Genomic DNA, 13,403 nt, shown 5'->3' with positions numbered 1-13,403 from the left:
GGAGGTTTCGAATGAGTCGCCCCACGAAGGGAAAGCGCAAGCCCAGCATCGCCGACGTGGCTGCCGCGGTGGGCGTGTCCAAGACCACGATCTCGCGGTATCTGCATGGCGAATACGACTACATGTCCGCCGACACGCGGTCACGCATCGAAACGGTGATCAGGGAACTCGACTACCGGCCGAACAAGATGGCGCAGGGACTCAAGGCCACGAACAGCCGCATGATCGGCGTGACGATCGCAAACATCAGCAACCCGTTCAGCTCGCAGCTGCTCAAGGGCATGCAGTCCGTGTGCCGCGAGCGTGGCATCCAGCTGCTGGTCAGCGACGCCGACGACGATCCGAAGCTGGAGCGCACGGCCATCGAATCGCTGATGGATTCGCAAGTGGATGGCCTGATCGTCAACACCGTGGGCGGCAACGACGAGTTCCTGACGACGTTCGCGAATACGGCCGGCAATCCGCCGATCGTGCTGCTCGACCGTATGATCACGCCGCCGGTGTGCGACTGCATTGTGACCGACAACGCCGGCGCGGTGGATACGATGCTTGATCATGTGCACGACCGTGGATACGACTACGTGGTGTTCGTGACACAGACGATCGACGGAATCACCACCAGGCGTGCGCGCGCCGACGCGGCGCTCGACTACTTCGCCGGGCACGATCTTGCCGGCGAGGTGCTGGAGTACGCCGATTCGCCGCGCGACGGCGGGAACTGCACGGACGACGCGGCACGGACCACGTCAGGCAACGAGAGCGGACTCGCCGTGCGACTGGGCGCGATCCTCGACGCGCATCACGACGAGCGCGTGTGCGTGTTCGCCAACAACGAGGATGCGATGTGCGACGTGTTCGCCGTGCTGGCCGATCTGAGCGAGGCGCATGATCAGCCGTCCGGGGACGGAGCTGAGCGCGGCGCGGCGAACGGCACCGGCACGGCAAACGGCACGGACGTGTCGAACGACACCAGCGCGGCGGATGAGACCGGTACGTCAAACGGCACCGGCACGGTGAATGGCGTGGGCACGACGGTGGGCCTGTGCGCGTTCGCCACCAAGCGCTGGGCACGGTACAGCGGACCGGGCATCACCTGCGTGGATCAGGACCCGGTGCTCATGGGACGCACGGCGGCGGCGCGACTCATCGCCCGCATCTACGACGGCGACTCCTCCCCCGCGCAACTGGTGGAGATTCCCGCGCAGCTGCGGGTGTTCGGCTCCACTGCGGCGTAGCGAGAGGCTCACAACCCTCGGGATTTCAAAGCTTGGAGGGTGTCGACGATTGAAGCGGATCGACCTGCGGTCGATGCCGTATATTCCGCGGTCGTTCGGCCGCGATCACCTCATCAGTCGGCCTTCGGCCGCCAGCTTCCCCTCAAGGGGAAGCCATCAGCAATTCCTCCGTGCTCCCTCCTAGGGAGGGAGCTGGCACGCAAAGCGCGACTGAGGGAGGGATCAAAAGCACCCAGCCACACCCATAGCCCCATCCCACACACCCAGCCACACACCCCACCTCCTCTCGGCACGTCCAGCCGCATCAACGACACGCCGTGGTGAACGTTAGTTGACCGGTACACATAAGCGTGGCATACTCTAATCAACGCTTGTTAACCGGTACACAAAACCGGTACACAAACAACAACAGATAACAAAACCAGCAACAACGGAACGGCGGACACGCAACGACCTGCACAGCCGATCCGCCGGCAATTCCATACTCAAGGAAAGAGAACAGCTCAAGGAGGAGCACAATGATCACAGGCGTCATGGGCTTACTGCTCATCCTCTCCTTCGTCTGCTTCGCGGTGTACGCGATGAAGGGCGGCAACCTCACCATCGGATTCTTTGTGCAGACCATCGTTTGGCTGCTCATCTACTTCCTCGGCGTGGCATTCGGCGTCGGCGAACCGTTCGACGTGGTGGAGGACATCTTCGCACAGCCGGCCCTCACCTACGGCCCCACGATCATTCAGATCGTCTGCGGCGCATGGTTCGGCCGCGTGCTCGTGGACACCGGCATCGCATCGTCCATCTCCTACCGCACCGCCAAGGTGGGCGAGAAGAACCCCGTCCTCGCCACCATCTGCATGGCCGCCGTCACCTGCCTCATCTTCACCAGCGCCTACGGCGTGGGCTCCGCGATCGCCATCGGCGTGATCCTCTTCCCGATCATGGGCCGCCTCGGCGTGCCCAAGCGCGTGGCCGTCCCCGTCTTCACCCTGTCGATCGGTGCCGCCATGTGGGTCAACAGCGTGCTGTTCGTCCAGTTCGCCGCCTTCTACCAGGACTACAAGTCCCCCGACGGATCCGTGGTCGAATGGGGCACCCACTACCTGCGCTTCGGCATCGCCGCCCTGCTCGTGCAGATGCTCGGCGTGATCATCTTCATCCTCATCAACTCCAAGGCCATCAAGAACGGCACCCCGTACGAGGTGGGCGATCCCGACGAGCAGCCGACGAACATCCCCGACGTGCCCGCGTGGACCTACATCATGCCGATCGTGCCCGTGGCGCTGTGCATCATCCTGCAGTGGAACGCCGTGCCGGCCCTCATGCTCGCCACCATCCTCACCTTCGCGTTCACCGGCCACATGAAGTCGATCAAGGGCTTCGGCAAGATGCTCGAATCCACCGCCAAGACCGCCATCGGCGACATCGGCCCGCTGATCATCATGCTGCTCGTGCTGCGCTTCTTCCAGGAGATCGCCGTCACCGTGATGAAGGACTTCGGCCCGGTGCTCACCCCGCTCATCCCGAACAACATGTTCATCCTCGGCCTCGCGTTCTGCATCCTCGCCCCGCTTGCCCTGTTCCGCGGCCCGCTGGAACTGTACGGCGCCGGCTCCGCGGTGATCAGCATCTTCATGGCCACCGGCATGTTCAACGCCTGGTTCCTGTTCGCCCTGCTCGTGGTGCCGTCCATGACCTGCATCTCCGCCTGCATCACCCAGTCGTGGAACACCTGGTCGGTGGGCTACACCGGACTCGAGCCGAAGACCTTCCTCAAGAACGGCGTGCCCGTCTACTGGGCCTGCACCTTCCCGATCATGGGACTCGCCGGACTGCTGCTGTTCTAGATACCCCGCCCGGCTTGGGCGCTCCCCCGACTACTACCGATTCCGGGACCGCGATAACACCGCGACGATCACCACGACGGTCACGGTCCCGGAACCGCACCGAACATTACGAAAGGATTTTCCATGACCACCCACACCATCGGCATCAACACCCTCGTCTACATGACCGACCTCGCCAACGGCACCCCGCAGTCCGTGGTGCTGCCGCGCATCGCCGATCTGGGCGTCACGCTCGCCGAGGTCCGCCGCGAATACATCGCCGACGACGTCGAATTCGACCGCATCGCCGCCGCGGCCAAGGCCGGCGGACTCGACCTGTTCTACTCCGTGCCCGAGGTCATCACCGCGAACGGCGCCGCCAACCCTGCGCTGGAACAGTACTTCGGCGAGGCCAAGCGCATGGGCGCCAAGAACGTGAAGCTCAACCAGGGCGACGTGAAGGACGTGGCCGCCGACGTGCTGCACACAATCGACGCACTGGCCGCCAAGTACGGCGTGAGCGTGACCATCGAGAACGACCAGACCCCGGAGAACGGCACGCTTGACTGCACGCGCGCCTCGCTCGCCAACGTGGCCGCGGCCGGCAGCGCGATCGGCTACACGTTCGACCTCGGCAACTGGTTCTGGCGCGGCGAGGATCCGGTCGCCGCGTTCGACGAGCTCAAGGATTCGATCAGCGTGTTCCACCTGAAGAACGTGAACGGCGCGGCCGAGCGCGACCAGCTCGCCACCACCATGCTCGAGGACGGCGTGATCGACTGGAAGGCGCTGCTCGCACAGCTGCCCGCCGGCGTGCCCGTGTTCCTCGAGTTCCCGATCGACGCCGCAAACGTCGCCCCCCAGTACGAGCAGGTCCGCGCCGCGCTGGCGTAAGGCTTCTCCCCAGCGTGCTCCTTCCGAGGGAGGGAGCTGTCACGGCATTGCCGTGACTGAGGGAGGGATGGCAAAGCCGGTTGGTTTCATTCCCCCGCCACCGCTCTCACTTCCCTCCCTCAGTCGTGCTTCGCACGCCAGCTCCCTCCCCTGGAGGGAGCACACAGAAATCCTGTCTCTCCCGTTTCCTTCCCCCACACCACCACTCCCACACGCATCCCCCACCACACACATCCCCGCACGTAAGGAACCGCAATGACCGAAGTCATGACCATCGGCGAACCTATGGTGAATCTCATCGCCGACTCCGACCAGACCTACATGGAAGCCCGCACGCTGCCCACCCAGATGGCCGGCGCCGAATTCAACGTCGCCATCGGCGTACGCCGTCAAGGCCACACCGTCAGCTACGTGACCACGCTCGGCAACGACTGGCAGGGCGACATGATCGTCGACTACATGACCAACGCCGGCATCGACACCGCCAACATCCGCCGCAGCAACGAGGCGGCCACCGGCTCCCAGCTCAAGGTGGTCCTGCCCGACGGCGACCCCAAGGTCATCTACTTCCGCAAGGGCTCGGCCGCCAGCCGCACCACGCCCGACATCGTCGACGGCATCGACTTCAGCGGCCTGAAGATCCTGCACGTGTCCGGCGTGTTCGCGGCCCTCGCCGAAAACACGTACGAGACCATCGAGCGACTGGTCAACGCCGCCCGCGTGCACGGCGCGCTCGTCACGTTCGACCCGAACCCGCGCCCTACGCTGTGGCCGAGCGAGGAGGAGATGATCGCCGCCACCAACAAGCTCGCCGCCAAGTGCGACGTGTTCATGCCGGGCCTGTCCGAAGGCCAGATGTTCTCCGGACGCGAGAACGCGCGCGACGTGGCCGACTTCTATCTCGACATGGGCGTCAAGCAGGTCATCATCAAGCTCGGCGCCAGCGGATCCGCACTGTTCTCCCGCAACGCGGACGGCGAGCGAGTGGAGACCGTGGTCCCCAGTTTCGTGGTGGACGTGGTCGACACCGTGGGCGCTGGCGACGGCTTCGCATCCGGTGCGATCACCGCGCTGCTGGAGGGTCTGCCGGCCGAGCGTCTGCTTGAGCGCGCGAACGCCGTGGGCGCCATCCAGGTGACCAACGTCTCCGATTCGGAGGGCCTGCCCACCCGCGAACAGCTGGAATCGTTCATCGCCAACACCCCCAGGAAGGAAGTATCGCTGTGAAACTGCAGGTTGCAATCGACCGCGTGGACATCCCGCGCGCGGTGGAGATCATTCGTCAGGTGGCCGGTACGGCCGATGTGATCGAGGTCGGCACGTCGCTGACCAAGGAGTTCGGCGTGCGTGCGCTCGGCCCGCTGATCGAGGCCGCGGACGGCACCGCCGTGCTCGGCGACATCAAGACGTGCGACGAGGGCAAGTACGAGTTCGATCTCGGCTTCGACTGCGGATTCGCGTACCTGACCGTGATGGGCTCGTCATCGCTCGGCACGCTCGAGGTGTGCTACGCGTCGGCCGAAACGCACGACGGTGTGATGATGATCGATCTTCTGGAGTGCGACGAGGATCGCATCGAGAAGATCTCCGGATTCGAGAACGCCGTGTACTGTCTGCATACGTCGATCGATTCGGGCGCAACCGCTGATCCGGTCGGCCAGGTGCGTGCGTTCAAGGCGAAGTATCCGCAGATCCGTCGCATCGCCATCGCGGGCGGCATCAAGAAAGACCAGCTCGCCGGACTGGCCGCCGAGGGCGTGGAGATCACGATCATGGGTTCGGCCATCACCAAGGCCGACGATATCGCCGCCGCCTGCGCCGAATGCAAGGGGCTGTGCGGCTGAACGGGGCCGATTCCTCGTCGTCAATCAATCATCCACTTCACCACACACACGGAAAAGATCACACAGAAAAGAGAATCATCATGACCAACGAAACCACCACCGAACCGCGCATTCTCGACCAGATCGTTGAGGAGATCCAGGGCGTCATCGCCAAGATGGACGAGGCCGATCTGACCGCCGCACGCGATGTGATCGGCCGCAACGACCGCGTGTACGCCACCGGCGAGGGTCGTTCCGGATTCCAGGCACGTAGCTTCGCCATGCGTATGATGCACATCGGCTACACGAGCTACATGATGGGCGAGACGATCTGCCCGTCCATGCACGAAGGCGACGTGCTGCTCGCCATCTCCGGTTCGGGCAAGACCCGCAAGACCGTGGAGGACGCCGAGGCCGCGAAGAAGCTCGGCGTGAAGGTGATCGCCGTCACGTCCAAGCCAGAGTCGCCGCTGGCCGCCGCCGCGGACGCCGTGATCCTGGTGCCGGGTCGTGTGAAGGGCGAGGCCGGCGGTTCGATCCAGCTGCTGAGCTCGCTGTTCGACCAGAGCGTGCACATCGCACTCGACGCCCTGTGCCTCATGCTCTCCCGTCGCGACAACGTGTCCGACGCCCAGGCCAACGCCAATCACGCCAACGTGGAGTGACGCTCGGTCACCTCGGCAAACGCTACCGTGGACGCTCAGTCACTCCGATAGATAAGCCCATACCGCGGTAGTCGTGGCACAGCTCAGCTCCTCTCCCCTCCGAGAGGAGCTTTTTTCGTATCTTCGGTTACGTTCCGTCCATCATCCGCAACGGAGCGTAACCGTGGCACTACGTTTGGTTACGTTTCGTCTCATACTCACACCAGAACGTAATCGTGGCACTACATTCGGTTACGTTTCGTCCCGCACTCACGACGGAACGTAACCGTATCGTCCTTTTCGAGTACGTTCCGTTTCGCTTCTCCATCGGAACGTACTCGCAGCACTCGCGTCGGATGCGTATCGTTCATTGGACGCAACGGAACGTAATCGTGGCGCCCCCTCGCACGGCATACGCACGCCAAGAGACACTCTCGGTGCTTATTTGCCGCACATATACGTCGGATAGACACCGTAGAGACGCTTCCGAGGCCTGTTTGACGCACGTACGCGGCAAATAAGCCGCATACGATCGATTTCAGGGTGTATTTGACGCACGCATGCGTCGGATAAACACCGTAGCGTCACGTCCGGTTCCCATTTGACGCACGCGTGCAGCGAATGAGCCTTACAGTGCGGGTCCGACGTGGATGAACGACGAACCCGCAGTGTGGAGGTGCACTCGGCGCGTTCAGTGCGGGTCCGTTGCGCTCGCATGACGACCGCATCGTAACGGTGCGCTCGGTGCGGGTTTGACGCGTGTTCGTGACGAGCGTGACGGATGCGGATATGACGAAGGCCTCCCGGCGCGGGAATGCGCGGGGAGGCCTTCGATCAACGGAAGATCAGTCGGTGTGGCGACGATTCATGACCGCGCCGACTGGAGTGGGAGAAAACCGTCCTGATGCCGGACAGTCGGGTCGACCGGCGGGAACGGACTGACGGACTACTTGTTGTACTTGACGGTGTCCCAGACGCCCAGCAGGTACTGGATGCCGAGGGCGCGATCGTACAGGCCGTAGCCCGGACGCGGACGGTGCTCGGGGGTGTTCTCGTTCCACAGGTGACGGCCATGGTCCGGACGGATGTAGCCCTGGTAGTCGGCCTCGGCGTACGCCTTCATGATGCCGATGGTGTCCACGTCGCCCTCGGATGCGCGGTGGCCCACCTCGGAGAAGGAGCCGGCCTCGTCGAGGAACTTGATGTTGCGCACGTGGCTGAAGTGGATGCGGTCCATGAACGTCTTGACGGCGTCGACCGGATCGTTGCCGCGGCGGGACGAGAACGAGCCGAGGCACAGGCACAGGCCGTTGTACGGGCTCGGGTTGAGGTCGAGCACGCGCTGGATGCCTTCCTTGGAGGACACGACGCGCGGCCAGCCGAACAGGTCGAAGGCCGGGTCGTCGGGGTGCACGGCGAGCTTGACGTCGTACTTCTCGCAGGTGGGGATGACGGCGTCCAGGAACACCTTGTAGTTCTCGTAGTACTTGTCGTGGTCGATGCCCTTGTAGGCCTCGATGAACTCCGGCAGGTGGGCCAGACGCTCCGGCTCCCAGCCCGGCATGGTCAGGTTGCCGGCGCCGTTGAGCGTCTCGTCGATCAGGGCCTGCGGGTCGGTGAGCTGGGCGACCTTGTGGGCGTCGTAGTAGAGGGCGGTGGAGCCGTCCGGGCTCGGGTGGAACATGTCGGTGCGCAGCCAGTCGAACACGGGCATGAAGTTGTAGGTGACGACCTTCACGCCGGCCTTGCCGAGGTTCTCGATGGTCTTGATGTAGTTGTCGAGCGCCTCGTCGCGGCTCATGCCGAGCATGGTCTTGCCGGTCTTGATGGACTCGTGCACGTTCACGGATTCGACGACGTCGGCGTTGAACGTCTTGGTGACGCCGCGCTTGCGGTCGTCCTCGGAGAGACCGGTGATGAGCTTCATCTCATGCTCGATCTCCTCCGGCTCCCACAGTTCGCCGGCCTGCTTGTGGTGCAGGGACCAGACGATCGTTTCGACGCCGGGGATCTGGCGGATGTCGTCCAGCGAAATGGTGTCGTTACCCTCGCCGTACCAGCGGAAACCCATCTTCATAGTGGTGATCCTTTGCTTGTTGTCGGTTTGTTCGGTTTTTGTTTTTTACGTGTTAGAGGCGGGAAGGGATGTGATCCCTCCCCTCAGTCGGCTTTCGCCGACAGCTCCCCTCCCCTGGAGGGGAGCCTATGGGCACGGAGTCCGAGACTCAGAGGCCGAGTTCCTTCTCGAGGACGGGGTGCAGGGTGCCGGTACCGGCCGCGAACTCCTTGAAGTACTTGACGATCTTCGCGGCGAGCGGGGTCTCGGTGAGGTCCACGTTCCACAGGGTCTCGTCGGCGAGGATCGGCTTGAGCACCTCGTCGGCCTTGGACAGGTCGCCGCCCAGCTTGAGCGGGCTCAGGGCGTCCTGCAGTTCGGCCATGCGCGGATCCGGGCTCAGGGTGATCTCGTTGCCGTTGTCGTCGGTGGCCTTGCCGTCCTTGCCGAGCAGCAGGCGCAGCCATGCGGCGATGGCCAGCGGGATGGCGACCAGGTCGTTCACGTCGTGGTCCGGGGACTCGATGTACTTCTTGATGGTCACGCCGTAGCGGATCGGCACCTTCTGCGAGGTGTCGGTGGAGATGCGGGCCGGGGAGTCGGGCAGGCTCGGGTTCGGCACGCGCACGTCGATGACCTTCTCGGCGAACTCCTTCGGGGAGAAGATGCCCGGGTCGGCCACGACCGGCAGGCCCTCCACGTAGGACAGGCGCTCGGCCAGAGCCTTGAGATCCGGGTCGGCGATGGTCTTGCTCATGGAGTCGTAGCTCATCAGGCGACCGGTGGTGGCCAGCGCGGTGTGCACCGGGTTGAGGCAGGTGGTGACCTTCATCTCGTCGGAGTCATTCACGGTGTCGCGGTCGCCCAGGAACACGCCGGCCTTCTCGAGCTCGGGGCGTCCGTTCGGGAACGTGTCCTCGATCACCAGGTACCAGGTCTCCTCGGAGTTGGCGAACGGCGCCACGTTGGTGCCGCGGGCGGTGTGGAAGATCTCGTGGTCGGCGAATCCCTTCTCGGCGAGCAGCTTGGAGACGGACTCGGCCGGGTTCGGGGTGATGCGGTCGATCATGCTCAGCGGGAAGGCCACCTTGTCGGGGTCGTCCACGTAGGCGACGAAGTCGTCCGGCACGAAGCCCTTCTCGGCCCACAGCTGGGCGAATTCGACGATCACGGCGCGGAAGCGGTCGCCGTTCTGGGAGAAGTTGTCGGTGCTGACCATGGCGATCGGCTTGGCGCCGGCCTTGAAGCGCTCGAACAGCAGGGCGGTGATGGCGCCCATGGCGGACACGGCGGAGTCGGGGCCGTTCTCGACCTCGGGCTTGATCCACGGCAGCAGCTCGCCGTCGTTGTTCTTGATCGAGTAGCCCTTCTCGGTGATGGTGACGGTGACGAACTGCAGTTCGGGGTTGGTGAAGACCTTGACCAGACCGTCCCACACCTCGTCGTGCTTCTTGACGCCGAAGGATTCGGCGACGGAGGCCACGAGTTCGGTTTCGATGGAGCCGTCAGACTTGAGGATGACGGACAGGCCGCGGTTGTCGAACGGCTTGAACGCGTCGGTGACGATGTCTGCGTCGAAGGTTTCGGCGACGATCACGCCGGACTTGGTCAGACCCTGGTTGAGCAGGCTCTGGGCGATGAGCGCGTGGACCTCACGGAACAGGTTGCCGGCGCCGAAGTGCACCCAGTAGGGGTGTTCGGCGGTGTAGGCCTTCACGGCCTCCGGATCGTACTGCGGCAGAGCAACGCCCGCTGCTTCCCATTCGGCGGCGTTGGCCTTGAAGTCATCGGTCAGATGAAGAACCATAAGTGACGTTTTCCTTCCATTGATTGGCACGCACCGTCGTTGGCGTGTGTCGCTGATTCTCAGTCTATGTGAATTCGTGTTCGATATCGGCAAGTAGCCATGGTTTGCCACAAGGATGCGGCATGAAAGTGGCCCGTGACCGGTGTGCGGAGGCGTTCTCCCCCGCATCGGTCACAGGCCGAATCAATCAGCTCAGTCGAGCTTGAAGACCTTGCGCGGAACGGCCTGCACGGAGTCGCGAACCACGCGCTTGCCCTCCTCGAGGCTCAGACGGTGGTCGGCCACCAGTCCGGCGACGAAGCGGCAGGTCAGACGACGGTTCATGTCGTGACGGGCCGGGATGGAGCACAGGGCGCGCGTGTCGTCGATGAAGCCGGACAGCTTGGTGAAGCCGGCGGCGGTGGTCACGGCGTTCAGGTAGCGCAGGATCGGCTCCGGGGAGTCGATGAACCACCACGGGGCGCCCACGTAGAAGCCGGGGTAGAAGCCGGCCAGCGGGGCGAGCTCGCGGGAGTACACGGTCTCGTCCATGGTGAAGGCCACGAAGTGGAAGTCCTTGTTGGAGCCGTACTGGTTGAGCATGGGCTGCAGGGCGGCGGCGAACTCGGCGCGGGCCGGGATGTCGGCGCCGGTGTCGGGACCGTACACGGCCAGGTTGCCCTTGTCATAGCTGCGGAACACGGACGGGTGCACGGTCATGACCAGGCCGTCCTCCTGGGCGAGGCGGATCTGATCGTTGAAGAACGTGCGACGCAGACGGGTGGCGTCCTCTTCGCTGATCGTGCCGTCGAGAGCCTCCTTGTACAGGGCGGGCAGCTCGTCGTCCGGCACACGGTCGGAACGCACGTCGTCATGCGAGTGGTCGGACAGCACGGCGCCATGCTCCTTGAAGTACAGGCGGCGCTTGCGCATGGCCTCGAAGAAGCCCTCGTAGGTGGAGGTGTCCTCGCCGGTCACCTCGCCGAGCTTGGCCACCTGGGCGGCCCAGTCCGGGGTCTTCTTGGGCTCGAGCAGCTTGTCGGGGCGGAACGCCGGGGCCAGGCGGGCCGGGAAGTCGGGGTCGGCGTTGGTCTCGTCGTGCAGGTGCAGGTCGTCGAACGTGTCGTCGGTGGTGGAGATGAACTCGAGGTTGAACTTCTTGACCAGGGCGCGAGTGGAGAACTCGTCGGTCTTCAGCAGCGCGTCGAGCTCGTCGTAGATCTCGCCGGCGGTGTCGGGGCCGAACTCCTTGTCGATGCCGAACACGTTAGCGAGCGCGTCTTCGAACCAGTAGCGCATCGGGGTGCCGGCGTAGGCGTACCAGTACTTGCCGAACAGTTCGAACGCGTGCTTGGACTGCTCCGGGGTGAACTCCTTCTGGTTCACGCCCAGATCCTTGAGCTCAACGCCCTGCGAGTGCATGATGCGGGTCACGTAGTGGTCGGGCGTGATGAACAGTTCGGTGGGGTTGGCGAAGTGGTAGTCCTTGTCGTGGAACCATTCGATCGGCACGTGGCCGTGGGGGGAGATGATCGGCAGATCCTTGACTTCCGCGTACAGTTCGCGCGTGATGTCGCGCAGCGCGGGATCGGCGGGGAACAGCCTATCAGCGTTAACCATGGAAACTCCTTTGTTTGCTATATCCTCCTTTTTGATTATGGGTTGACCGTTCATATTCATTCCGGTGTTGCCACTATTTGCCGACTGTTCGCCATGGTTTGGCAACGACTGTTGTCATGGTCCGGTTATCGTTCACATTGATGTGTTCGTATGGCTTATGGAGAACTTTGGGCAGTGCCGCTAAAGTAAGAAATCAGTACAGAACGATCAGGAGTGAACAGTAATGACCTCGTCGATGGACGCCAATGAAGACCCCGAGACCAACGAAAATCCCAATGATACGGACGATATCGCGACCAATGGCGGCGTGATCGACGGCGATGACGCCAACGACGGCCGACGCAAGAGCGCGACGATCCGCGATGTGGCCAAGGCGGTGGGAGTCTCGCCGTCCACGGTGTCCCGCGCGTTCGCCCGTCCGGGTCGTGTGAGCGCGGAGACCGCACGCCGCATCCGTGACGCGGCCGACCGGCTCGGCTATCGCGCCAAGGCGATCACGTCGCTGAACATGACCGACACCGGACAGCTCAACGGTCTGTTGGCCATCACCGTGGCCGATCTGGGCAATCCGATCTTCGCGGACTACGTGAAGAGCGCGCAGCATCAGTGTCTGCGCAAGGGGTTCGGACTGCTGGTCATCGATTTCGAGGAGACGCATCTGATCGAACGCAAGGCATTGAAGCTGGCCATGCATCATGTGGACGGCCTGATCCTCACGTCGTCGCGCTCGTCGGACGCCACGATTCGTAAGCTCGCCGAGATCAAGCCGCTGATCGTGCTGAACCGTCCGATTCGCGGCGTGCATTCGATCGTTCCCGACGCGCAGCAGGGCGTGGCCGAAGCGGTGGAGTATCTGATGAAGCTGGGCCATACGGAGCTGACGTACCTGTCCGGACCGGAGGCGTCGTGGCAGGACGGCCGACGCTGGCGCGTGCTGTCGCAGTACTGTGCGAAGGCGGGCATGCGTCTGCGCCGCATTGCGTACAAGGCGCCGTCGTACAGCGGCGGATACCGGTATTCCGACGAGTTCATGCGTAATCCGACCACCGCGGTGATGGCGTACAACGACATCGTGGGCATCGGGTTCATCAAGGCGTTGCAGGCCAAGGGCATCCGTGTGCCGGAGGAGGTGAGCGTGATCGGCATCGACGACACCCCGATCAGTTCGCTGGTGGCGCCGGCGCTGTCCACGGTTCGTCTGCCTCGCAAGGAGCCGGCCGAGCAGGCGGTCGACGAGATCATCGCGCAGCTGCGTCACGCGCAGACCGAGTCGGTCATGCCGTCGACGAAGTTCCTCAAGTCGTCGTTCATTCCGCGCGCCAGCACCGCGCCCGCCTCCCCCGACATCCACCTCCTGCGCGTGCGGTAACCCCTTCGTGGCTCCCCCTCCGTGCTCCCTCCCAGGGAGGGAGCTGTCGGCATACCCGACTGAAGGGAGGCACCCTCGTGCTCCCTCCGAGGGAGGGAGCTGGCCGCCAAAGGCGGACTGAGGGAGGGAACGGAACCAACCAGCTCCAAATCC

Annotated in this window: 10 protein-coding genes; 7 read left to right on the top strand and 3 right to left on the bottom strand. The window is 63.7% G+C overall.

The features are described from left to right. Positions 1-11: 11 nt before the first annotated feature. The 6 genes from Tam10B_RS08205 (at position 12) to hxlB (ending at position 6,440) form a co-directional block, all read left to right on the top strand. A complete protein-coding gene (locus tag Tam10B_RS08205) occupies positions 12-1,235 on the top strand; it encodes a LacI family DNA-binding transcriptional regulator (RefSeq protein ID WP_093960765.1) in 1,224 nt (407 codons plus the stop codon). A 518-nt stretch (positions 1,236-1,753) separates the two neighbouring features. Continuing rightward, positions 1,754-3,079, top strand: coding sequence for a gluconate:proton symporter (locus Tam10B_RS08200; protein ID WP_093960764.1), 1,326 nt, complete (start codon positions 1,754-1,756; stop codon positions 3,077-3,079). A gap of 123 nt (positions 3,080-3,202) precedes the next feature. Further along, on the top strand, positions 3,203-3,952 hold the full coding sequence (locus Tam10B_RS08195) for a sugar phosphate isomerase/epimerase family protein (protein ID WP_093960763.1): 750 nt from the start codon (positions 3,203-3,205) through the stop codon (positions 3,950-3,952). Between the two features lie 255 nt (positions 3,953-4,207). Further along, positions 4,208-5,179: a sugar kinase gene (locus Tam10B_RS08190; protein ID WP_093960762.1), complete on the top strand. Its 972-nt coding sequence runs from the start codon at positions 4,208-4,210 to the stop codon at positions 5,177-5,179. Further along, complete coding sequence (locus Tam10B_RS08185) at positions 5,176-5,796, top strand: orotidine 5'-phosphate decarboxylase / HUMPS family protein (RefSeq protein WP_093960761.1); 621 nt, start codon at positions 5,176-5,178, stop codon at positions 5,794-5,796. Before Tam10B_RS08190 ends, Tam10B_RS08185 begins: the two co-directional genes overlap by 4 nt. Before the next feature lie 80 nt (positions 5,797-5,876). Next, positions 5,877-6,440: a 6-phospho-3-hexuloisomerase gene (gene hxlB / locus Tam10B_RS08180; protein ID WP_093960760.1), complete on the top strand. Its 564-nt coding sequence runs from the start codon at positions 5,877-5,879 to the stop codon at positions 6,438-6,440. A 925-nt stretch (positions 6,441-7,365) separates the two neighbouring features. On the opposite strand, the gene uxuA is transcribed toward hxlB, so the two are convergent. The 3 genes from uxuA to uxaC form a co-directional block, all read right to left on the bottom strand. Beyond that, a complete protein-coding gene (gene uxuA / locus Tam10B_RS08175) occupies positions 7,366-8,496 on the bottom strand; it encodes a mannonate dehydratase (RefSeq protein ID WP_093960759.1) in 1,131 nt (376 codons plus the stop codon). Between the two features lie 148 nt (positions 8,497-8,644). Then, positions 8,645-10,282, bottom strand: coding sequence for a mannitol dehydrogenase family protein (locus Tam10B_RS08170; protein WP_093960758.1), 1,638 nt, complete (start codon positions 10,280-10,282; stop codon positions 8,645-8,647). A gap of 192 nt (positions 10,283-10,474) precedes the next feature. Continuing rightward, positions 10,475-11,881 (bottom strand): glucuronate isomerase, encoded by a 1,407-nt coding sequence (gene uxaC / locus Tam10B_RS08165; protein ID WP_233133661.1) that lies wholly within the window; start codon positions 11,879-11,881, stop codon positions 10,475-10,477. 235 nt (positions 11,882-12,116) lie between these two features. On the opposite strand from uxaC, the gene Tam10B_RS08160 reads away from it, so the two are divergent. Continuing rightward, positions 12,117-13,250, top strand: a complete 1,134-nt coding sequence (locus Tam10B_RS08160; RefSeq protein WP_158214169.1) for a LacI family DNA-binding transcriptional regulator — start codon at positions 12,117-12,119, stop codon at positions 13,248-13,250. Positions 13,251-13,403: the final 153 nt, after the last annotated feature.

The organism is Bifidobacterium vansinderenii (genome assembly GCF_002234915.1).
GTDB classification, from domain to species: Bacteria; Actinomycetota; Actinomycetes; order Actinomycetales; family Bifidobacteriaceae; genus Galliscardovia; species Galliscardovia vansinderenii.
This window is presented reverse-complemented; position numbering and strand designations above follow the sequence as displayed.

Excerpts from the sequence above, each read along its gene's own strand:
- Tam10B_RS08205 (WP_093960765.1), top strand. The coding sequence starts at position 12 with ATGAGTCGCCCCACGAAGGGAAAGCGCAAGCCCAGCATCGCCGACGTG.
- Tam10B_RS08200 (WP_093960764.1), top strand. The coding sequence starts at position 1,754 with ATGATCACAGGCGTCATGGGCTTACTGCTCATCCTCTCCTTCGTCTGC.
- Tam10B_RS08195 (WP_093960763.1), top strand. The coding sequence starts at position 3,203 with ATGACCACCCACACCATCGGCATCAACACCCTCGTCTACATGACCGAC.
- Tam10B_RS08190 (WP_093960762.1), top strand. The coding sequence starts at position 4,208 with ATGACCGAAGTCATGACCATCGGCGAACCTATGGTGAATCTCATCGCC.
- hxlB (WP_093960760.1), top strand. The coding sequence starts at position 5,877 with ATGACCAACGAAACCACCACCGAACCGCGCATTCTCGACCAGATCGTT.
- uxuA (WP_093960759.1), bottom strand. The coding sequence starts at position 8,496 with ATGAAGATGGGTTTCCGCTGGTACGGCGAGGGTAACGACACCATTTCG.
- Tam10B_RS08170 (WP_093960758.1), bottom strand. The coding sequence starts at position 10,282 with ATGGTTCTTCATCTGACCGATGACTTCAAGGCCAACGCCGCCGAATGG.
- uxaC (WP_233133661.1), bottom strand. The coding sequence starts at position 11,881 with ATGGTTAACGCTGATAGGCTGTTCCCCGCCGATCCCGCGCTGCGCGAC.
- Tam10B_RS08160 (WP_158214169.1), top strand. The coding sequence starts at position 12,117 with ATGGACGCCAATGAAGACCCCGAGACCAACGAAAATCCCAATGATACG.